The organism is Streptomyces sp. AK08-02 (genome assembly GCF_033795085.1).
GTDB lineage: Bacteria > Actinomycetota > Actinomycetes > Streptomycetales > Streptomycetaceae > Streptomyces > Streptomyces echiniscabiei.
In genome coordinates, this window is record NZ_JARAZV010000003.1 from 374,260 (window position 1) to 395,797 (window position 21,538).

A 21,538-nucleotide genomic window follows, 5' to 3' on the forward strand; every position below is an offset into this window, starting at 1 on the left:
CACCAGGTCCAGAGAATCGGCCACCAGCCCGTGGCAACGACTCCGCGTGACCTTCCCGATCATCTCCACCGTGGGAGCCACGGCGCACCACCCGGCGCGGGCCGAAGAGTCGGCGTCCTTGCGCCGGCTTCGGAACCCTGGCCCGGCGACGCAACCCCGGCTCCGTCCCACACCGCCAACATCACCAACCAACGAGTCAACGCCACCAACTCGAGTCGCAATTTCGGCTCGCGGCGCTCCGTTCCTTCCGGCCGTCCGCACAACTCCACTGACCGGTCCGTCAGTTGCAGACCGTCACAGATCGGCGGTTCTGACGGACCTTCTCACCTCAGTGGCGGGCGATCCTTTGCCGAGCCGACCGCCGTCCCTGTCCATCGCCTCGCGGGGGTCTCACCCGAAAGACTTGCACCTGACACTAGCGTCAGGTTCTAGCGTTGCGGCTGAAGTTACAGAACAGCGCCGGTAGTTGGCCGTCGACGGGTCTGGGTCACTGCCACCTGGCCAATGTGCCCGCGGCTACCCCTCCCTCACCCCACAGAGGAGAATCGTGCCCTTCCATCACATCTGCATGGTGAGCGACCTGGAGCGATCGCTGCCCTTCTACCAGGACCTCCTGGGATTCAAGAACACGCTGTACGACGTCACACAGCCGGGCGAGTGGTTCGACACCTCGACGCTCGACGACATCCTCGGCGTGAAGAGCGCGGCGACCCGGATCGTGCTCGTCTCCGACGACTCCGGCGCGACGCTGGAACTGCAACAGGCGGCCAACCCGTTCACCACCAAGGCTCCGGACGAGTACCTGCGCTACGGCGCGACCGGCATCACGGAGCTGGGGCTCAAAGTGTCCGACATCGATGACCTTTTTAAGCGCGTCGAGGCCGCTGGTATCGAGGTTCAGACCGACTACGTCCGGTCCCCCTTGCCCGGAATCCGATCCTTCCTGTTCTACGACCCCGACGGCGCGCTCATCCAGGCCGTTGAGGACCACACCACATAGGTGAAGCGCTGCCCGACGCTCTCGCCCGTTGAACCGCTCCGGGGCTGGCGAAGGCTGTGATGTGCTCTGGCTCTGACGGAGTCAGCTTGCTGGTTGCAGGCACTCGATGAGCTTCTTCGGCGTCAAGGCTTTGGCGTTGTCGCGTTACGCCCCCAGTTCGTGGCGATCTGTCAGTTCAGCGGGGCCGGAGTGTGACAGTGACCGTGCCTGCCGATGCGTCATCGCTGATCCCGATTGCCCTTGGCCAACTCCGTGAGTGTTCCGACGTCGTTTCCGAGGAGATCCCGGGCCTGCCGGCGCGGCTGACCGAGGTGTTGGACCCGCGGGATCCACGCAAGGGTGCGCCACCGCCCGGCCGGGGAGACCTCGCAGTACATGCTCTGGAGCCGGAATCTCGGCCAGGGCGAACCCGACACCCCCACCACTGTCACCCCGGCGGTGGCCGCGGGCGAGGGCTCTGACTCAAAGTGATCTGGCCTGCTTTCCAGGCCACGCGGTACCTCTGCCTCGTCGAACACGGCGACGGTTCGAGCCCCCTCGGGCGCACGGTTTCGACAGTCCCACCGTAGCCCCCGCACACCCCCACAGCCGCAGAGGCGGATGGCGCCCGGACACCTGGCGCCCGGCTCTTCCGCGGCACCCGATCGATATGGATCACAAGTGACACGCACACCCATACGCCCGAGAGCGGCCATCACCACTCTCGCGCCCCTCCTCGCCGGAGCCCTGACCCTCATGGCGGTCATCGCTCCCACCTCCACCGCTTCCGACACCAACTCCACTGGCGGCAAAGGCAGTTACGGCGACGACACCTACATCGTCAAGCTCGCCGACCCACCCGTCGCCGCGTACGAGGGCGGGCTGCCCCGACTGCAGCGGACTGCGCCCACGGCGGGGAAGCGGCTCGACGCCGACTCCGCCACGGTCGAGAAGTACGTGGCGCACCTGGACGACCGTCGGGAGCGGGTCCTCGACGCCGTGCCCGGTGTCGAGACGCTCTACGACTACTCCTACACGTTCAGCGGATTCGCCGCCGAACTGACCGGCCGGCAGGCCGCGAAGCTGGCCTCGACGCCTGGTGTCGTCTCGGTGACCCGGAACACGGTCGCTCAGCTGACGTCGACGGGGCCCGACGATGGGCAGAGGGCGGACGGCCGGGCGGAAACCTACATCCGGACCGTGGCCGATGGCCAGGACGGGACCGAGGGCAAGGTCACGGCTTCTGCGGCCCAGCAGCCGACCCCTTCCGGCGGGGTGAGCGGCCCCCAGGGCCAAGGTCTTTCAGGGGCGCGGGGCACCGCGCGATCAGCACTCACCGGACCCGCAGAAGTCCGAACACCGCACACCCCGGGCTCCCAGGCGCCCCGGACGGCCCGCCACGCCCAGTTCCCCGACACCCCCCGACTTCTCGGCCTCTCCGGCGCCAAGGGCCTGTGGGCGAAGGCGGGCGGCCCCGAGCACGCCGGAGAAGGCGTGATCGTCGGGATCGTGGACACCGGGTTCGACCCCTCGAACCCGATGTTCGCCGCACTGCCGAATCCGCGCCCCGACGCCGGGGCCATCGCCAGGAAGTGGCACGGCGACTGTGACCCGGGCGACGACCCCACGCACAAGGTGACCTGCAACAACAAGGTGATCGGCGCACAGTGGTTCGGTGCGGGCGTCCCCGCGGACCGCGAAGACGCCCCCTCGCCGTTGGACACCAGCAGCCACGGCACCCACACCGGCAGCACGGCCGCCGGGAACCACGGCGTCGCCGCGTCGGTACCCGGCAGCAACGCCGAGGGCAGGCTCAGTGGTGTCGCCCCGGCTGCCCGCCTCGCCTTCTACAAGGCGTGCTGGCCGGGCTTCGGCTGCCCGACCGTGGACCTCACGGCCGCGATCGACAGGGCCGTGGCGGACGGCGTCGACGTCATCAACTTCTCCATCACCGGCACACTCACCGAGCAGCCCGACATGGAGGCCATGTTCAACGCGGCCAAGGCGGGCGTGTTCGTCGCCGCGGCCGCCAACAACGGCGGCCCGGACTCGGTGCACCACACCGGCCCGTGGGTCACGACGGTCGCCGCGTCGTCGCACGACACCCAGTACACCACCTCCCTGGTCCTCGGCGACGGCCGCCGCTACACCCGCGTCGGCCTGAACCCGGGTGCCGGCTCTGCCCCGCTGGTCGAGGCAGCCGCCGTACGCAAGGACGGCTCGGACGCCGGCCGGGCTGCGCTGTGCGCGCCGGGCACGCTCGATCCGGCCCAGGCGAAGGGCAAGATCATCGTCTGCGACCGAGGCGGCGCCGGCATCTGGGAGGACGACAAGTCGGACGAGGTCCTGGCGGCCGGCGGCAAGGGTCTCGTACTCACCGACACCCCGGCCTACGACGAGTTCCTGCCCCCGTACGTCTTCTCGGTGCCCCTGATCCAACTCGACCTCGACGACGCGAAGGCAGTCCACGCATACGCCTCCCAAGCCGGCGCGACCGCCCGGTTCACGCCCACCCAGAGCAGCCACCGGGCCACCCGGGAGATCGCCTCCTTCTCCTCCAGCGGCCCGGACCACTTCAGCGACGGCGACCTGCTCAAGCCGGACATCGCCTCCTTCGGTCAGACCATCCCGGCGGGCGTGGTGCCCGGCAGCACCAGCTATTACCCCGGCCGGTTCAGCTTCTCCGACGGCACCTCGATGGCGTCCCCGCACATCGCCGGCCTCGCCGCCCTGCTGCGGCAACTGCACTCCGACTGGTCACCGATGGAGATCAAGTCGGCGCTGATGACGACGGCCACGCCCACCGACGAGAACGGCGACCCCATCGGCCGCGAACTGGCCGACTCCGCCTCGCCCCTCGACTACGGCGCGGGCCTGCCCCGAGTCACCCGGGCCACCGACCCCGGCCTGGTCTACGACTCCACCTCCGCCGACTGGACCGCCTACCTCTGCGCGATCGGCCAGAAGCCGACCACCGAGGACGGCACCGATGCCTGCGCCACGGCCACGAAGACCGACCCCAGCGACCTCAACTATCCGTCGATCGCAGTCGGTGACCTGCTGGCCGGTCAGACGGTGACGCGCACGGTCACCAACGTCTCGGCGCGCACCGCCACGTACAGGGCGAATCTCCAGACCCCGCCGGGCTTCCGCGCCGAGGTCACCCCGAAGCGGCTGACGGTCACGCCGGGCGCGTCGGCGTCGTACAAGGTGACCTTCGAGCGTACGAGTGCGGCCCACAACGCCTGGTCCTTCGGCTCCCTGACGTGGAGCGACGCGCACAGCCACCACGAGGTCACCAGCCCGGTCGCCCTGCGCTCCGTAGCGTTGTCCGCCCCGAAAGAGGCCGTGGTCACCGGTGGTGACTCCGCGACGCTGAGGCCCGCAGTCGACTGGAACGGCGAGCTGACCGCGAAGGCGTCCCTCTACACCGGCGAGAAGACCACCGGCACCCTCACCGGCACCGACCAGGCCGACTTCACCATGAGTCAGGGCACCAACGACGCCGTCGTCAAACACCACGTCCACGTCCCCGCAGGCACCCCCTTCACCCGGTTCGCCATCACCTCCGCGGACCACGTCCCCGGCAGCAACCTCGACCTCTACGCCTTCGACACCAACGGCAACCACATCGGCGACTGGGCCGGCCCCGGCTCCGACGAACACGTCGATCTGCCGCCCGTCGACTACGACGTCTACGTCCGCCAGTCAGAACTGCCGACAGGCACCACCAGCCAGCAGTACACCCTGCGGAGCTGGAAGGTCGGCCAGGGCACCCCGGCCGTGACACCCACGGTCACCCCGAGCGAGCAGAATGCCTCGGCGGGCGACCGTCCGGACGTCACGGTGTCGTGGCCGGACGCGAAACGCGGCCAACAGTACGTCGGCGCCGTCGAGTACGGCGACGGGTCGACCACCCTCGGACACACGGCGTTGACAGCCACGCCGTAGCCACGCCTCGGTAGCCGTTGGTGTGAACCATCGGTGAGCGATCCGCCCGCGCACTCCCCGAGTGCGCGGGCGGATCGCGTCGGCCCGAACCCTGACCCGCTCCGGTGCCCCCGATGGCCCGGCAGGTGCCCCTCGTTCCCGGCCGGCCTCCGCTCTGCCCTACAAGTGGCAGCTCTGGTAAGGAAGTTGCAGCAGGAGAAGGCATGATTGGTGCGACGGAACAGGGCGCGGACGATGGCCGCGGTGACCGCGGATGCAGCGTTGTGCTCCACATAGCCGAACTCGTCACTCCAGAGACGGTCGACGCGGCCGTAGTGCGCGATGGTTTTGGCCAGCACCTTCTCGTCGGCGCGGCCTGAAGCACCTTCCGGGCCGGAGGCTGTTGCTGGACACTCATGAGTTCCGTTGGGGATCCAGCGCGGCGGCTCAGGCGTTGCTGAGATGAGGCAACGACGTATGCGTGCACACCGTCTTCCACGACTGGCTGCCGATACAGGGGTGGTCGCGCGGAGCACCCGGTTCACGATTCTGCTGCATCCTGCCCATGCCCGGATACGGCGGGCCCCCGTATCCCCCGGCACTGGCCGGGCAAGTAGTCGAGGCCGTGCGTAACGCCGTGAGCATGAGGAGCAGCGCCTGCTCGGCCCCACGCGTACCGGCGGCGGGCAGCGAGAGTACCAGGACGGCTCGGTCCAGCGGGTCAGGATGATCCAGTAACTGTACGCCGCCGGCCCGTCGAGCAGGCTCGTCCGGGAGGTCCTGCCGCGATGCATGAACGAGGGCGACGCGCCCTCCGGTTCACCGAGAACCTCATCACCGAACGGGCCCGCCCCGGCCGGCCATGTCCCAGCCGTACGAAAGGGCCTCGCGCTCACTCCATGGTGAGGACCACACGCCCCTGGAACCCACCCCTGATCATGTGCGCGTAAGCCTTCGCGACCTCCTCCAGCGGGTACGTCTCCGCCACGCGCAACGCCAGGTCTCCCGCCGCGGCCAGGTCGGACAGTGTCGAAAGCATCGCTCCGTCCGGGCCGACCTGCGTCAGCAGCACCCGGATGCCCCGCTCGGCCTGGGGCAGGGCGTCGAGCCGTGTGGTCACGAACCTGCCGCCGTCCGCCACCGCCCCGATGACTGCCTGCCCCAGCCTGGCCGTGTCCAGAACGGCATCGACTCCCTCGGGACGAACCGTGCGGACGGCCTCGACGAGAGGCTGCGACGCCGACACGTACACGTCGGCACCCGCCACCTTGCTCGCGAACTCGCCGTCGGGCGAGAGGTCGGTCGCGATGACCACCGCTCCCCGTCGCTTCGCGAGTTGCACCGCGTAACCGCCGACCGCCCCCTCCGCGCCGGTGATGAGCACGCTCTGGCCGGCCTGGATACCGAGCAGTTCGACGGACTGGGCAGCGGTCAGCCCGTTGAGGGGGATGGTGGAGGCGTGGACGGGGTCGACACCCCCCGGCGCCGCCGCGATCGCATGGGCAGGAACCACGATGTACTCGGCCTGCCCCCGGTTCAGCCCCAGGGGCAAGCCGTAACTGAACGCGATGGCAGGCTGCCCGGGCGTCCAGGGGGTACCCGGGCCGACGGCGTCGACAACGCCGGCTACATCCCAGCCGAGGCCATAGGCGACCCCCTCCGGCGGAGCCGGGTAATAGCCCCCGACCCAGGCCGCCGCATCGGCCGGGTTGAGCGCGGCCGCCTGAACCTTGATACGAACCTCACTCAAGCCGGGAACAGGCTTGGCGACCTCGGCGACCTCGACCACGTCCGGGCCGCCGAGCGAACGGTAAACGGCTGCGCGCATGAGTACTCCTGCTGTCGGTCGCACCCGCTCACAGCAGGCACGGAAGATCTTTGATGGCAAGGGGGATGTCCGCAGGGAGCTGCGGAACGCCAACAGCAGCCACGCTAAAACCTGACGCCAACGTCAGATGCAAGTCGGGGTGGGGGTACCGGTCCGAAGCCCAGACGCAGCCGGTCGCCGCGAACCGTGCCCCTCTTGCCTTCGCGTCTCACGAATCTGTCACGGACTGGATCGACGCCATCGATCCTCTACGCTCTGACCTGGCCTTTCGTGGACCCGCATGCTCTCACTGGACCGGTATGGACGGCATTTCCAACCTGTGCCAGGTCGTACCCAGTGAGGAACCCAGGATCAGGACAGGTGCGTCTTCCGGCCCGTCGAAGCGGTATTGCAGGGTGTTGGTCTGTGCGTCACTCACCGACTTACGCTCCCACATCTTACAACTGCCCCTGTGACAGGGGGTGTGAGGATGTGGGCCGGATCAGGTGAAAGACCTCTGGGGCGACGTAACGTTCGAGGGAGGTGCTCGGCCGAGAGCCGAGCGGCACCGGCCGCGCCCGGTACGGCAGCAGTGCCCCATGCGGTGCCGCGCCGCGGCGGCGGTGCGTCAGCTCTGGGCGGTGTCGTTGCTCTTCTGCCCGGCGCCCTCGGCTGCGCCTGCCTTCTCGCGCATCTTGCGCACCAGCTCCGCCTTCTGGTCGGCCGCACCCTGGCGGTCGAGGTTGCGGTGCGGACCGTTGTTCTGCCGTTCTGTGCGGGACAGCTTCTTGCGCTGGCCGCCGCCCATGCCCACGGGGTTGTTGATGTTCTTGCTCACGGTCACGGGCTCTCCCGATAATGGTGTGAAGTGATCTACGGATTCATCGGACTCTTCCAATCGTAGATCGGCGCCCGGAAGAACATGACAACCCCGCTGCCGTCTCCCGAAGGGCCCGGCGGGCGCGACCGGCCGCGTCATTCTCCACCCCGGGTTCCACCCGTGGGTCCAGGCGTCGCGGGCCCTGTGACAGCAGGCTTGGGGGCATGACAACGACCGAGTGGATCACCGACATCGCTCTCATCCTCGTAGTCTTCCGGCAACTGCGGGAAGGCCGGCTGGACCTCAAGACCTTCCTGATCCCGCTGGGGATCGTGGGCTATGTGGCCCACACGTACCTGGACTCCGTTCCCACCGGGGGCAACGACCTGATACTGGTCGGAGCGCTCGTGGGAGCGGGCGCCGCACTCGGCATCGCCGGTGGCGTCTACACCCGGGTCAGGACCGCGGGCGAGCACATCCTGATCAAGGCGGGCGCGGTCTCCGCGATCCTGTGGGTGCTCGGCATGGGTGCCCGGATGGGCTTCCAGCTGTGGACCGAGCACGGCGGCGCCGACGACGTCGCCCGGTTCAGCATCGCCCACCACATCACCAGCGACCAGGCATGGGTGGCGGCCTTCGTCCTGATGGCGCTCACCGAGGTCGTCACCCGGCTGGCCACGATCTTCGTCCGTAGCCGGATGCTGACCGCTGGGCAGCCCGCCCCCGCCTCGAACCGTGTCGCGGTCCGACCGTGAGTTATGGTCTGGCCGTGCCCACCGCCGAGACCGTCTCCTCCCCCGGACAGGTCCCGCCCCCCTCGGCCACGCCCCGGCCGATCCCGGGCCGGGACCCCCGGGCGCAGTGGGCCCTGACCGTGGCGGTCATCGTCGGTGGGGCCCTGACGATCCGGCCGATGGGCGTCAGCGGGCGGGGGCTGGTGGTCGCGGCCCTGTTCGTACTGAACTGTGCGGCGCTGCTGGCTCGGGGCCTGCCCCCGGGCAGGGTCCCGCCGCGTGTCGCCGTCGTCTGGCTGTCGCTGGGCATCCTCGCGGCGGCCGCGCTGATCGGTGTCAGCCGCAGCGGAACGGCGTACCTCTTCGCCTTCTTCCTCTGCGGTCACATCGGATACCGCCTGCCGACCAGACAGGCCCTCGTCCTGGCCACGGCCTGCGGCCTGCTCTGCGGCGGCGTCCTGTACTTCCATGTCGGTCCGGGTCACCACCTGCTGCCCTGGGCCGTCGGCCTCTCCACCGGCGCACCTGTCCTGATCGGGATGCTCAACCGCGTCCAGCACCAGGCCGTGGACGCCGCGCTGTCGGCGGCCGAGAGCGCGGCGCGCGCCGCCCGGGCCGAGGCGCAGGCCGCCGTACTCACCGAACGCGGCCGGATCGCCCGGGACGTGCACGACGTCCTGGCGCACACGCTGGCCGGGATCAACATGCAGCTGGAACTGGCCGACGCGCTGCTCGACACCGGAGACCTGGAGAAGGTCAGGGCGGCCAACGACAAGGCCCACAGCCTCGTCAAGGAGAGCCTGAAACAGGCGCAGTGGACCGTCCACGCGCTCCGCGAGGACTCGCTGCCGCTGGTGGAGACCCTCACCGCGATGCTCGAGTCGTCCGGCCACCGCGACACCCTGACCGTCTGCGGCACCCCCGTTGAGGTACCGGCCCGGGTGACCCAGAATCTGCTGCGGATCGCCCAGGAGTCCCTGACCAACGCCGCGCGGCACGCCCCGGGCGGTGAGGTGCGGGTGGAACTGGCCTTCGCGGCTTCCTCGACGACGCTGACGATCCGCAACCGGCCCGCCACCCGTACGGTGAACCCGGGGGTCGGCAGCGGAATGGGGCTGATCGGAATGCGCGAACGCGTCGCCCTGCTGGGCGGCACCCTCACCGCGGGACCGGTCACCGAGGGACCGGACCAAGGCGGCTGGCAAGTGGAGGCAGTGATCCCGCGATGAGTGAACCCACCGAAAGCTCCCGGCCGTTGCGCGTGATCGTCGCCGACGACCAGGCCGCCGTCCGCGAGCCGCTCGCCGCGGTGCTGGGTCTGGCCGAGGACATCGACGTCGTCGCGGCGGCCGCCGACGGCAACGGCGTACTGGACGCGGTCGCCGCCGGTCCGGTGGACGTCGTGCTGATGGACCTGCGCATGCCCGTGCTCGACGGAATCGAGACCACCCGCAGGCTGAGCGACGAACACCCCGAGGTGGCCGTCGTCGTGCTCACCACGTTCGCCGACGACGACTCGATCCTGGCCGCTCTCAGCGCGGGCGCCCGCGGATATCTGACGAAGAACGCCGGACGCCAGGACATCGTCCGCGCGATCCGTGCCGCCGCCGCGGGCCAGTCCGTCCTGGACCGCGAGGTCCAGGACCGGCTGCTGGCCACCGTCCGCGCCAGGCCTACGGCGTCCGGACAGCGACTGCCCGCGGATCTCACGCCCCGCGAACGCGAGGTACTCACCCTGATCGGCCAGGGCCTGCCCAACCGCGCGATCGCCGAGAAGCTCTTCGTGAGCGAGGCGACCGTCAAGACGCACATCAACAACCTCTTCGCCAAGGCCGACATCCGGGACCGGGCCGACGCCGTGCGCCGCGCCATCGCGGCCGGCCTGGCCTGACCTCCCGGCCCCAAGAACAAGAAGACGTCTCGCGAGTGTCCGGGCTGTCCGGAGGCGGCTCGCCGGCTGGAGATCCGCCTCTCCCGGTGTCGTCCCACGAACCGTCCCGCACGGCCATATTCGCATTACGGTGACAGGCCGTCAGTTGTAGCGTTCCGCCATGGTCTCCCACTCTGCCCGGGACTTCTACGATCAGCTCGCCGAGGACTACCACCTGATATACGCGGACTGGTCGCTGTCGGTATCGCGGCAGGGGAATGCCCTGGACGCTCTGATCCGGCGGCGTCTGGACAGTGCCGAGCCGCACGAAGTCCTGGACTGCTCATGCGGGATCGGGACACAGATGATCGGCCTGGCCGAGCACGGGCACCGCGTCGTGGGCAGCGATCTGAGTCCGGCCGCCGCGGTTCGAGCGGCGGCGGAGGTGCGGCGGCGTGGATTGTCGGCAGCGACGTTGGCGGCGGACATGCGCTCGCTGCCGTTCGCCGACGCCTCCTTCGACGTCGTGCTGAGTGCGGACAACTCGCTGGCGCACCTGCTGACCGAGGACGACGTCCGTCGTGCGGTGGGCGATGTACGACGCGTCGTGCGAGACAGCGGGCTGCTGGTGCTCTCCGCGAGGGACTACGGCGACGCCCGACGAAGTCAGCGGCAGTCCACTGTTCCACAGGTGACGAACAGCGAGGCCGGGCAGGTGGTCACGTTCCAGCTGTGGCACTGGCGCGACAACGGCGTCTACGACTTCGATCACCTGCAACTGCTGCCGGATGGTGATACCTGGCAGGTTCGGGTCCGGCGGGCCACGTCGCGTGCCTGGTCGGCGGAGGAGTTGGCGGAACTTGTGCGAGTGTCCGGGTTCGGCGACGTCATGTGGCACAGCGTCGAGGAGACGCACTTCTTCCAGCCGGTTCTGACCGCGCGACCTGTGGCCCGACCTACTTCTCCATCTGCTTCGTCAGGTTCTTATTCGTCGGGTTCTTATTCGTCGGGTTCTTCTTCGTCGGGCGCAGATGACGGCTGAGATAGCGGGCGGTGACGCTGTGCGGATCATGTGAGAGATCCTCGGGTGTGCCGGTGGCGACGACGGTGCCGCCGGCGGTGCCCCCTCCGGGGCCCATGTCGATGACGTGGTCGGCGTTGGCGATCATGTCCAGGTCGTGTTCGATGACGATGACGGTGGCGCCGTTGTCACCCAGCCGCTGGAGGACGCCCAGGAGTGTGCGGATGTCGAGGGGGTGGAGCCCGACGCTGGGTTCGTCCAGGACGAAGAGGGTGTCGGACTGGTTCCGGGTCAGCTCGGTGGCCAGCTTCAGCCGCTGTGCCTCGCCGCCGGAGAGGGCCGGGGTGTCTTCACCGAGGGTGAGATATCCGAGTCCGAGGTCGATGAGGGCCTGGAGACGGGTTCTCACCCGGCGGATGTCTCCGACCTGCTCGATCGCCTGTCTGACAGTGAGGGCGAGCAGTTGGGGCATGGACAGTCCGTCGCCCGGGATTCCGTCGGCCGGCCGACGGATGTCGTCGGCCGCGGGAGCGTACCGGGTGCCTTCGCATGCGGGGCAGTCGATATCCACATCGGGCAGGAACTGAACGTCGAGGGAGACCTGGCCGGTACCTTCGCAACGGGGGCAGCGCAGGGAGCCGGTGTTGTAGGAGAAGTCGGCGGCGGTGAGCCCCCGCTGCTCGGCCGCGCCGGTGGCGGCGTAGGCGCGACGCAGGTCGTCGAGGATGCCGCTGTAGGTGGCGACGGTGGAGCGCACGTTGACGCCGATCGGGGTGGCGTCGACCGTGTTCACCCGGGTGATCGTCTGCGCGTCCACCGCGGCCACATGGTCGGGCAGCGCTCTGCCCGCGACCTTCGCCTGGAGTGCGGGGATCAGGCTTTCGAGGATCAGCGTGGTCTTGCCGGATCCGGATACGCCGGTCACGGCGGTCAGGCGGCCCTGGGGAATGTCGACGTCCAGGGCGTGCACGGTGTGCAGGGGCCGGGTGGCGAGGCGGATGCGGCCGTCGTCGAACATCTCGTCCCGGTCGGCCCGTTGGCGGACCAGGACGGGTTCGCGGCCGGTGAGGAATCCGCCGATCAGGGAGTCGGGGTCCCTGCCGAGAGTGGTGACGTCGCCGGTGGCCAGGACCGTGCCGCCTTCGGTGCCGGAGCCGGGGCCGATCTCGATGAGCCAGTCGGCTTCGCGCAGGACTTGGACGTCGTGGTCGACGAGGACCACGGAGTTGCCGTCGCGGAGCAGGTCGCGCATGACGCCGAGCAGACCGTCCACGTTCGAGGGGTGCAGGCCGATGGAGGGTTCGTCGAGGACGTAGAGCACACCGGTGGTCTGGTTGCGTACGGCGCGGGCGAGTTGGACGCGTTGCCGCTCGCCGGTCGACAGGGTGGAGCTCGCCCGGTCCAGGGCGAGATAGCCGAGGCCGAGTTCGACCAGGCGGCGGGCGGTCTCCAGCAGGGTGGTGACGATGTTCCGCGCCATCGGGCGCATCTCGGACGGCAGGGCGTCCGCGAGTCCGGGGGCCCAGGCGACGAGTTCGTCGAGGGTCTTCGCGGCGGCTTCGGCGAGGTCGACGCCGTCGACGAGGGTGGCGCGGGCCTGTTCGCTGAGTCGGGTGCCGTGGCAGGCCGGACACACCTGGGCGCTGATGAACCTGTTCACCCGGTTCAGCCCGCGTTCGGTGGTGGCGTTGTTCAGGGCCTCCTCGACGGCCCGGCGGGCGTTGCGGTAGGTGAAGTCCAGCTCGAAGAACTTGCCGTTCTTGGACCGGACGCTGATGTGCCGCTGCTCCGCGGGGCCGTGCAGGACGATTCCTCGCTCGTGTTCGGTCAGTTCCGCGTACGGCACATCGGTGCGCACCCCGAGTTCGGCGACGACCTGCGGCATCACCGTCAGCCCGAACATCGACCACGGGGCCACCGCGCCCTCGGCGACGGTGCGGTGCGGATCGGGGACGAGCGCCGCTTCGTCGACCTCCCGGACCATGCCGGTTCCGGTGCACCGCGGGCACGCGCCGTCCGAGTTGAAGGCCAGCGACTCCGCGCCCGGCGGGTAGAACGTGACCTCGCAGACAGGGCAGGTCAGGTCCAGTCCCGCGGCCACGTCGATCGTCGGGTCCTGCCGGTGGCCGTTCGGGCACAAATGCGATCCCAGCCGGGAGAACAGCAGACGCAGCACGTTGAGCAGTTCGGTCGACGTGCCGAAAGTGCTGCGTACCCCGGGCACCCCGGGCCGCTGACGCAGAGCGAGGGCCGCGGGCACGTGCTGGACGCTGTCCACCGACGCGCGCGGTGCCTGCGACATGCGACGGCGGGTGTACGTGGACAGCGCCTCGATGTAGCGCCGTGAGCCCTCCGCGTACAGCACCCCCATCGCCAGCGACGACTTCCCGGAGCCGGACACCCCTGCCACCGCGACGAGTCGGCGCAGCGGCACCGTCACGTCGATGTTCTTCAGGTTGTGGACCTTCGCCCCGTGCACCTGGACGGACAACGGCGGATCCACCGCGTCCGCACCTCGTGCGCCCGAGGCCCCGGCCTGCCGGTCCCCGCCGGTTGCCTCGTCGTGCGTCATGGCTTTCCTTCCTGAGCGGGCCGTCCGCATCCGTGTGCTCGTGGCATCCGTCGAATCAGCGTACACAGAACATGATTCCGTAGAAGTTGATTCCATGGAATACATATCATCGGTCCCGGGCCCGTCGACCCCACGACACACGCAAGCGCCCTTCGGGCCCGGAGGCGCCCGTGGCGGACCTGCTCCGGCTACTGAGCTGCGCTCACCGCACGCCCGGCCGCCCGGAGCGCGCGCAGTGTGGCGGCGAAGGCCTCCAGGTCCCGCTCGGGGACGACGGACCCGATCCGTTTCCCGAGCTCGGCCTCGAAGACCTCCGTGGCCCCGTCCACCGAGCGACGTCCCGCGGGCGTGAGCTCGACGAGCGACGAGCGCCGATCGTCCGGATTGGGGCGCCGCAGGCAGTAACCGGCGGCCTCGATGCGGTCGACCACCTTACTGGTGCCACCTACGGTGATGCCGAACTCGTCCGCCATGTCCTGGACGCGGCACCGCGAGCGCTGCGCGAGCAGTCGCATGACCTCGAACCAGGTGAGCTGGAGGTCGCATTCGGCACGCAGCCGCGCGTCGACGGCATTCCACAACTCGATCTCGAACCGCACCAGGTCCTGGTACACCAGCTTCAGATCAGCCACGGCCATCTTCCAGGGAACATTCTTCCAGCGAATGAACTCATGGTATCCGTGGACCGACCGAGGCCTGCGGCGCGACCGGCTGCTGGAGAGGGGGGTGGGCACCGGACGGGTGCCCACCGGCGGCCTCGGTGGAAATACCGCCCGCCGGGCTCTTATGCTTACCTTCGGTAACAATCTCCTCGATACAGCCAATGAGGGCGTATGACGCTGCCACGGTTTCCGGCCTTCGATGTCATGACGGCGACCTGCCCGTCCCGCACATCGCTCGCCCGCATCGCCAACAAGTGGACGGCCATGGTGGTCATCGCGCTCAGCGCGGGTCCCAGGCGCTTCCGCGATCTGCGCACCGACGTCGACGGCATCAGCGCCAAGGTCCTCACCGACACGCTCCGGGACCTGGAACGCGACGGAATCGTCACCCGGCACGTGTACGGCGAGGTCCCACCCCGGGTCGAGTACGAGCTGACCGCACTGGGGCGCACTCTGTACGCCCCGATCCAGGCACTCGCCCTCTGGGCCGAGGATCACTTCCCCGAGGTACTCGCCGCACGCGAGAGCTATGACGCCCGTCAGTGACCGCGCCTGGTCCCCACTGTCTACTTGCCCCAGAAGGCGTCCTCGGCGTCCTGATCGCCGGAGAACAGCCACATCTCGACGATCTTGCCGCCCTGGAGACGCAGGACATCCACGCCGTCCATGCCCATGGACGCGCCCTCGCGCCGCCCACCGAAGTGGATCGAGGCGGCCACCGTGTCACCGTTGCCCATGAGGGCGTGGATCGTGTCGATGGCGAACGAGCCCTGACTGGCCTCCATCATCCCGCCGAGCATCGCGAAGACGGCGTCGCGCCCCTTGCGCTCACCGGAGAACCGGTTGGCGCCCGGCTGATGCCAGACGATCTCCTCGTCGAGAAGCTCGCCGACCTTGGCCAGGTCACCGGTCTGAACGGCCTGGAAGTACTCCCGCGCGATGTCGACGTTCTTGCTGGTCATGACAACACTCCCTTACGCCTCCGACACGGAGGCAGTTCGACTTGCTGTTACGGGTGGGATGCGAGGCGCCACAAGCGCCACTCGGGACGGATCAACGACGCGCGGTCGGGTCTGGGCAGACCTGATCCTCGGCACCGCCTCAGAGTTCGTCCCCGACCTGCCGGCCCACCGAGAGGAGTCGGGGCGTGCGGTGAAGCCACACCAGGACCGGACCCTCTCCTTCGGCGAGTTCTCCTGCTGAACCCCATACTCGCCATCGGTATCCAGTCACCTCAACGTAACCAATGGGGCGGGATGGAGTGACGCAGGTCACATTGGGTTTCGGTGTTGCCCAGCCCTCATTCCGTGGGGCCCCTGCCCCTCACCTTCGTCGGCTGCCATGTCTCTGCGGACGGGTGGCACGCGGCGGCGGGCCTGATGCCGCTCACGCTCGACCGTCCGAACCTGCGCCCGGCACCGGTGACACGCCCCGGACCCCGGTGCGGCTCAGGGGTCTACCAGGGCAGTCGGCGCACCGACCGCCTGATGATCAGCTGTGTGCTGCTCCCGCATGAGCGAACCGTTTGCTGACTCTGGGCGCCGACGGCCTGCTCGGAGGATGGCGGCCGGTCGTGCTCGTCATCGTTCGCCCGATGTGGGGTGTCGGGTGTCGGGTGTGGGCTCCGGTGCCGGTGCCGGGCCCATCGCGTCGGTGGGTCAGTGCTCTGTCGGGTTGCCGAGGCCGGTGAGGGCGCCGACCGGGTCCAGGTCGGGGGTGCCTCGGGGCCACCAGTCGTCGTGGCCCGGTTCGGACTCGTACGCGTACCAGAGGCCGTCGCGGCCCAGGCGCAGCTGGATGTGGCCGCGCGGGTGGGTGAGGTGGTTGCGCCGGGGTCTGAAGGCGGGGAGGTCCGCGGCGAGGAGGAGAGGGCGGGCCCGGTCGAACCGTCCCGCCGGTGGGTCCCAGACCTCTTCGAGGACCGCGAGTCCGTCGAGCCCGCCCTGCCGCCAGGCGGCCACCGCACGTGAGAGATCCGCCGGGGTGCGGCCGGCGGCTCTGGCGAGCGACGAGTAGAGGGACCGGGTACCGGCGGTGAGGCCGGAGCCGGGGCGGGCGGCGGCGAGACGTACGGCGTCCTGCCACAGGGTCAGTTCACCGACCGGGTCGTGACCGGAGGTGAGCAGTGTGTGGGCGCGGGCGGCGGCGTCCGTCGCCAGCTGGTCCAGCGCGAAGGGGTCCGGGCCTCCCGGGGACGCCGGGTAGGCCGGTGGCGGCTCAGGGTGCGGACGGGGAGGCAGCGGGGCCGGGAGGGATGGGAGGCGGCGCGGGACGAGCGCGTCGGAGGCCCGGACCCCGGGGAAGGACGCCGGCTGCTGCTCCTGAACGGCTCGGGCGGCTCGGGCGGCGTTGCGCCGGGACAACTCGTCGAGCACCTCCCGTTCGCCCCGGCCTCGTAGGAGGAGCAGGACGAAGGGGTCGGCGTCGAGAAGGCGGGCGGTCTGGTAGCAAAGGGCCGCGGCGTGCTTGCAGGGGTGTCCGGAGTCGGGGCAGCTGCACCGGGGTTCGAGGTCGCCGGGGAGGGGCAGCAGCGGTGCCCCGCAGTCGGCGAGGGAGTGGGGCATCTCCTTGTCGAGCAGGGCGGCGATGTGCCCTGGCCGTTCCACGGCGGCGTCCAGGAACCGCTCCCACTCCTGGTCGCCGAGGGTGCGCAGCCGCACCTGGACGCGGTACGGCCGTGGCCGGGAGCCCTGTACATAGGCGAGTACGAGCCCCGGGGTCACGGTGATGGCATCGACGTGACCCTTCTGCGCGTACCCGCGGCCCCGTCCCAGTCGGGCGGCGTCCAGCGCGCCCTCCTCCAGAGCGGCCACCCAGGCGTTCCCCCACCAGCTCTCCGCGAAGCCGGCAAGCCTGGCCGCCCCCGTCCGGCTCCCCGAGGCCGGCAGAGCGGGGAAGGTTCGACGCAGCTCGCCGTCACGGCCGGGGGCGGCCATGGAGGAGGACGAGGAGGCGAGGCGTGAGATGCCGGGGGGCGCGGGGTGACTGGGGTGGCTGGGGTGGTTTTCGTCGGGCGGTGCCGCCTGCCGGGACCTCGCGATGTCCCGGGTGCCGTGGGTCTCCCGCGTGCCATGGAGGCCTCCGACGTTCGCGGTGCCGGGGGCCTTCGGTGTGCCCGGGGGCTTCGCGGTGCCCGAAGTGCCCGGCGTGGTCGAGGTGTCCCCCGCCCCGCCCGGTGACGCCGCCCACGGGCTCTCGCCGCCCACGGTGCCGGGTCGCGAGACCGGCGCGGCGACAGCGCGCAGGACATCCCCGACGGTCACCGGCGGCGAGGGGTCCGGACGTGAGTCGTCGTCCCAGGGCTCCGGGCTCCTCGCCGGGTCGGTGAGGGACTGGTCAGGGGGCAACTCGAAGGAGTGGGCGAGCAGTTCCCGTACGTCGCGCCCCGAGTCCGCAGGGCGCCGCTCACGTGCCGTCAGCCCTGGCGTGGGCCGGACGGGGGGCCGCGTGGTCTCGGCTGCCACCGCCTCCGCTTCGAACCGGGCCCGCCGTGCCTCCTCGCGAGCGGCTCGCAGAGCCTCCCGAGCGACATCTCCGGGCCGCCCGCTCTTGTGGCTCCCGGTGCCGGTGCGCGCCTGCGGCGCCTCGGGAACCTCCGGGCCGCTCACGTCCGCCGCGCGGGTCTCGGCTTCCGGGCTTCCGGCCGGCGTCGCGGTGCCGCGCAGAGCCGCACGAGCCGCGTCTCCCGGCCGGCCCTCACGCGCTACGGCCTCGCCCTCGCCGGGTGTCCCGATCGCCTCTTGGCCCGCGCGCTCCCGCGCCGCCCGCAACGCCCTGCGCGCGGCATCGGCCGGCCGCTCCCTCCCGGTCTCGTCGGACCGAGGCGTCCCGTCCGATGTCTCCCGCGCCACGTCATGCCCAGCGCGCACCGCAGCGCTGACCCGATCCCCCTTGCCCTCGCCCCCGCCCGACAAAGGCCACCCGTCCGACGCCTCCTCCACCACGCCACGCCCCCTGGGCACCACACCGGCGGCCCGATCCCCCTCGGCCTCGCCCGACGGAGGCTTCCCCTCCGATGCCGGCGCCTCCCCCGCCTCTTCGTGCCCCTCGCGCATGGCATCGACGGCCCGGTTTTCCTCCGCCTCGCCTGACGACGCACGCCCCCGCGACACCGACGCCTCCCCCGCCTCTTCGTGCCGCCCGGACACCGCGCCGGTGGCCCAGCTCTCCTCGGCCTCGCCCGGCCGCGCACACCCCTCCGACACCGACACCTCCCCCGCCACCTCGCGTTCCTCTTCCCGCTCCCGGTGCTCCTCCGGTGTCATCACACCGCCCCCCGCAGCGAGACCAGGTCGGACAGGGCCCGGTCCGTCAGTTCCGTGAAGGACGACTCGCCGGAGGTCAGGATCGCGTCGGCGAGGGCCCGCTTGGACTCCAGCATCTCCGCGATGCGGTCCTCGACCGTGCCCTCGGTGATCAGGCGGTGCACCTGGACGGGCTGGGTCTGGCCGATGCGGTAGGCGCGGTCCGTGGCCTGTTCCTCGACCGCCGGGTTCCACCAGCGGTCGAAGTGGATGACATGGCCCGCGCGCGTGAGGTTCAGGCCCGTGCCCGCGGCCTTCAGGGAGAGGATCAGGATCGGGGTCGCGCCACTCTGGAAGCGGTCCACCATGCGTTCCCGTTCCGCGACGGGCGTGCCGCCGTGGAGCAGTTCCACCGGGACCGCGCGGGCCGCGAGGTGGGACGTGATCAGGCGGGCCATGCCCACGTACTGGGTGAACACCAGGGCCGAGCCGTCCTCGGCCAGCAGGGTGTCCAACAGCTCGTCCAGCAGGGCGAGTTTGCCGGAGCGGGCAGCCAGCCGGTCGCCCGCGGCAGGCCCGGGGGCCTCCTCCTTCAGATACAGGGCGGGGTGGTCACAGATCTGCTTGAGGGAGGTCAGCAGCTTCAGCACCAGGCCTCGCCGGGCGATGCCGTCCGCCGTCTCGATGGCGAGCAGCGACTCGCGCACGACCGCCTCGTACAGCGCGGCCTGTTCGCGGGTCAGGGGGACCGGGTGGTCCGTCTCCGTCTTCGGCGGCAGTTCCGGGACGATGCCCGGGTCGGACTTCTTGCGGCGCAGCAGGAAGGGACGGACCAGCCGGGCGAGCCGGGCGACGGCCTCCTCGTCCTCGCCTGTCTCCACCGCCCGTGCGTGTCGGGCGCGGAAGGACTTGAGGGGGCCCAGGAGGCCCGGGGTGGTCCAGTCGAGCAGGGCCCAGAGTTCGGAGAGGTTGTTCTCCACGGGGGTGCCGGTGAGGGCCACGCGCGCGGGGGTCGGGATGGTGCGCAGCGCCTTCGCGGTGGCCGAGTACGGGTTCTTGACGTGCTGCGCCTCGTCCGCGACGACCATTCCCCACGACTGCTCGGCCAGCCGGGGCGCCGCCGACCGCATGGTGCCGTACGTCGTGAGGACGAAGCCGCCCGGAGTGTCGTCCAGGGTGCGGTCGGGGCCGTGGAACCGGCGGACGGAGACGCCGGGGGCGAACTTCGTGATCTCGCGCTGCCAGTTGCCCAGCAGGGAGGCCGGGCAGACCACCAGGGTCGGTTCGCTGCGGGCCCGCCGCAGATGCAGGGCGATGACGGTGATCGTCTTGCCGAGCCCCATGTCGTCGGCGAGGCAGCCACCCAGGCCGAGGGAGGTCATGAGATCCAGCCAGGCCAGTCCCCGGAGCTGGTAGTCGCGGAGGCGGGCCTTCAGCCCCGGGGGCGGTTCCACCGGGGTGATGCCGGCCGTCAGCCGGTCGCGCAGGGCCGCCAGCGCGCCGACCGGGACCGCCTCGACACTCTCGCCGTCGACCTCGACGCGGCCGGTCAGTGCGGCCGAGAGCGCGTCGACCGGGTCGAGCAGGCCCAGTTCGCGCTTGCGTGCCTTGCGTACGAGGGCCGGGTCGACGAGCACCCACTGGTCCTTGAGCCGGACGACAGGACGATGGGCCTCCGCCAGCTGGTCCATCTCGGCCTCGGTGAGCGGGTCTCCGCCGAGCGCCAACTGCCAGCGGAACTGGAGGAGTTCCTCGCTCTCGAAGAAGCCGGTGCCGTCCTTCGCCGAGCCGGGTGCCGGGCGGACGACTGCCTGGGCGGTCAGATCCTGGGCGAGGTCCCGGGGCCAGTGCACGGCGACTCCGGCGGCGGCGAGCCGGGTCGCGGCCACCCCGAGGAGGTCGTACAACTCCTCCTCGGAGAGGGCCAGGACGTCGGGAGACTCCTGCTCGGTGAGACGGTCGAGCGGGGGCCACACCCGGGCCGCGCGGCGCACCGCCAGGGCGGCGTCCACGCGGGCGCGTGCTCCGAAGGCCGCGTCCGCGGTGCCCGCCCACAGGGTGGCCGCGTCGGTCACCAGGGTGGGGTCGGCGAGACTGTGCACCTGGACGACCGCCGCGCCCGCGGTGCGGACTCGGTCGGGGTCGTCGAACAGTTCGTACGCCGACAGGTCGAGGCGGAGCGAGATCCGCACGCCCGCGTCCATGCCCGCGGCGACCTCCGCCGCCCAGTCGTGGGCGTCCGGCAGCCGCTGGGCCGGGCGCGCGGCGAAGGGCATCCCCGAGGCGTACGGGGCCGCCGGGGTGCGCGGCAGGGTGTCCGCGACGGCGTCCAGGAAGGCGCGCAGCAGTGCCTCCGGCTCGGGCAGCAGCAGGGGTCCTGGGCCGGGCAGCGGCACCGCGTGGCCCTCATAAGGCAGGGCCGCGGCGATGGCCCTGAGGTGGGCGATGTCGTCGGGGTCCAGTGGGCCCGCGCGCCAGGCGTCGTGGCCGGCGGGGGTGAGCCCGGGGAGCAGCCTGCCGCGGGCCGTGAGCCGTAGGGCGTGCAGCGCGGCGGCGCCCCAGCAGGCCGTGGCGGGGTGAGCGGCTGGGTCGCGGCGGGCCCGCACGAGCAGGGGCAGCGCCGCGTCGACGGGCAACGTGAGCGCGGGGGTGGTGCGGCGGCGGACTCCGGCGCCGTGCCGTCGTACGACCGTCAGTTCCGTACGACCGGCGCCCTCGTCGGGCAGGCCCGTGTCCCCTTCGGGGTCCCAGAAGGCGACGCGGCCCTGGCGCGGGAGGGGTGCGGGGAGGAAGACGGCCGCGAGGCGCACGGACACGTCCGCCGGCGCTGTCGCCGGTGTCTCCTCGCTCATGTCGCTCATGCGTACGTCACCTCCCGCCCTCGTGTCGTGTCCGTCGA

At 70.7% G+C, this 21,538-nt stretch carries 14 protein-coding genes and 1 pseudogene; 8 read left to right on the forward strand and 7 right to left on the reverse strand.

Annotation, left to right across the window (positions count from 1 at the left end; translation table 11 throughout):
* Window positions 1-547 precede the first annotated feature (547 nt).
* The 3 genes and pseudogenes from PV734_RS08120 to PV734_RS08130 all read left to right on the forward strand — a co-directional run.
* The gene (locus tag PV734_RS08120; protein ID WP_086746768.1) at window positions 548-1,000 is read left to right on the forward strand and encodes a VOC family protein; all 453 of its coding nucleotides are present in this window, start codon (window positions 548-550) and stop codon (window positions 998-1,000) included.
* Window positions 1,001-1,660: 660 nt separating this feature from the next.
* Window positions 1,661-4,930 (forward strand): S8 family serine peptidase, encoded by a 3,270-nt coding sequence (locus PV734_RS08125; protein ID WP_319289093.1) that lies wholly within the window; start codon window positions 1,661-1,663, stop codon window positions 4,928-4,930.
* A gap of 627 nt (window positions 4,931-5,557) precedes the next feature.
* Window positions 5,558-5,647, forward strand: a pseudogene (locus tag PV734_RS08130) (MerR family transcriptional regulator); the annotation flags it as partial.
* A gap of 154 nt (window positions 5,648-5,801) precedes the next feature.
* Here PV734_RS08130 and PV734_RS08135 read toward each other — a convergent pair.
* Both PV734_RS08135 and PV734_RS08140 read right to left on the reverse strand, forming a co-directional pair.
* Window positions 5,802-6,737: an NADP-dependent oxidoreductase gene (locus PV734_RS08135; RefSeq protein WP_319064186.1), complete on the reverse strand. Its 936-nt coding sequence runs from the start codon at window positions 6,735-6,737 to the stop codon at window positions 5,802-5,804.
* Between the two features lie 607 nt (window positions 6,738-7,344).
* Window positions 7,345-7,560 carry a DUF6243 family protein gene (locus PV734_RS08140; RefSeq protein ID WP_319097269.1) on the reverse strand — a complete coding sequence of 72 codons (216 nt, stop codon included), beginning with the start codon at window positions 7,558-7,560 and terminating at the stop codon, window positions 7,345-7,347.
* 200 nt (window positions 7,561-7,760) lie between these two features.
* Here PV734_RS08140 and PV734_RS08145 point away from each other — a divergent pair, with 200 nt between their 5' ends.
* The 4 genes from PV734_RS08145 to PV734_RS08160 all read left to right on the forward strand — a co-directional run bounded on the left by PV734_RS08145 (window position 7,761) and on the right by PV734_RS08160 (window position 11,182).
* Window positions 7,761-8,291: a hypothetical protein gene (locus PV734_RS08145; RefSeq protein ID WP_319289094.1), complete on the forward strand. Its 531-nt coding sequence runs from the start codon at window positions 7,761-7,763 to the stop codon at window positions 8,289-8,291.
* A 158-nt stretch (window positions 8,292-8,449) separates the two neighbouring features.
* On the forward strand, window positions 8,450-9,499 hold the full coding sequence (locus tag PV734_RS08150) for a sensor histidine kinase (RefSeq protein WP_319097408.1): 1,050 nt from the start codon (window positions 8,450-8,452) through the stop codon (window positions 9,497-9,499).
* Entirely contained in the window at window positions 9,496-10,161 is a 666-nt protein-coding gene (locus PV734_RS08155; protein ID WP_319289095.1) for a response regulator transcription factor, read from the forward strand. Before PV734_RS08150 ends, PV734_RS08155 begins: the two co-directional genes overlap by 4 nt.
* Window positions 10,162-10,321: 160 nt before the next feature.
* On the forward strand, window positions 10,322-11,182 hold the full coding sequence (locus tag PV734_RS08160) for a class I SAM-dependent methyltransferase (protein ID WP_319289096.1): 861 nt from the start codon (window positions 10,322-10,324) through the stop codon (window positions 11,180-11,182).
* Here the strand turns inward: PV734_RS08160 and PV734_RS08165 are convergent.
* Window positions 11,097-13,733, reverse strand: coding sequence for an excinuclease ABC subunit UvrA (locus tag PV734_RS08165; protein ID WP_319289097.1), 2,637 nt, complete (start codon window positions 13,731-13,733; stop codon window positions 11,097-11,099). The genes PV734_RS08160 and PV734_RS08165 overlap by 86 nt on opposite strands.
* Window positions 13,734-13,921: 188 nt before the next feature.
* Window positions 13,922-14,365 carry a MarR family winged helix-turn-helix transcriptional regulator gene (locus PV734_RS08170; RefSeq protein ID WP_415924170.1) on the reverse strand — a complete coding sequence of 148 codons (444 nt, stop codon included), beginning with the start codon at window positions 14,363-14,365 and terminating at the stop codon, window positions 13,922-13,924.
* Window positions 14,366-14,566: 201 nt separating this feature from the next.
* Between PV734_RS08170 and PV734_RS08175 the strand changes: the two genes are divergently transcribed.
* Window positions 14,567-14,941, forward strand: a complete 375-nt coding sequence (locus PV734_RS08175) for a helix-turn-helix domain-containing protein (protein ID WP_319097275.1) — start codon at window positions 14,567-14,569, stop codon at window positions 14,939-14,941.
* A gap of 20 nt (window positions 14,942-14,961) precedes the next feature.
* Here PV734_RS08175 and PV734_RS08180 read toward each other — a convergent pair whose 3' ends face one another.
* From PV734_RS08180 to PV734_RS08190, 3 genes are all read right to left on the reverse strand, one after another.
* Window positions 14,962-15,357, reverse strand: coding sequence for a nuclear transport factor 2 family protein (locus tag PV734_RS08180; RefSeq protein ID WP_319097277.1), 396 nt, complete (start codon window positions 15,355-15,357; stop codon window positions 14,962-14,964).
* A gap of 696 nt (window positions 15,358-16,053) precedes the next feature.
* A complete protein-coding gene (locus PV734_RS08185; RefSeq protein WP_319289098.1) occupies window positions 16,054-18,660 on the reverse strand; it encodes an SWIM zinc finger family protein in 2,607 nt (868 codons plus the stop codon).
* Window positions 18,660-21,500, reverse strand: a complete 2,841-nt coding sequence (locus PV734_RS08190) for a DEAD/DEAH box helicase (protein ID WP_319289099.1) — start codon at window positions 21,498-21,500, stop codon at window positions 18,660-18,662. The genes PV734_RS08185 and PV734_RS08190 overlap by 1 nt, the downstream gene beginning before the upstream one ends.
* Window positions 21,501-21,538: the final 38 nt, after the last annotated feature.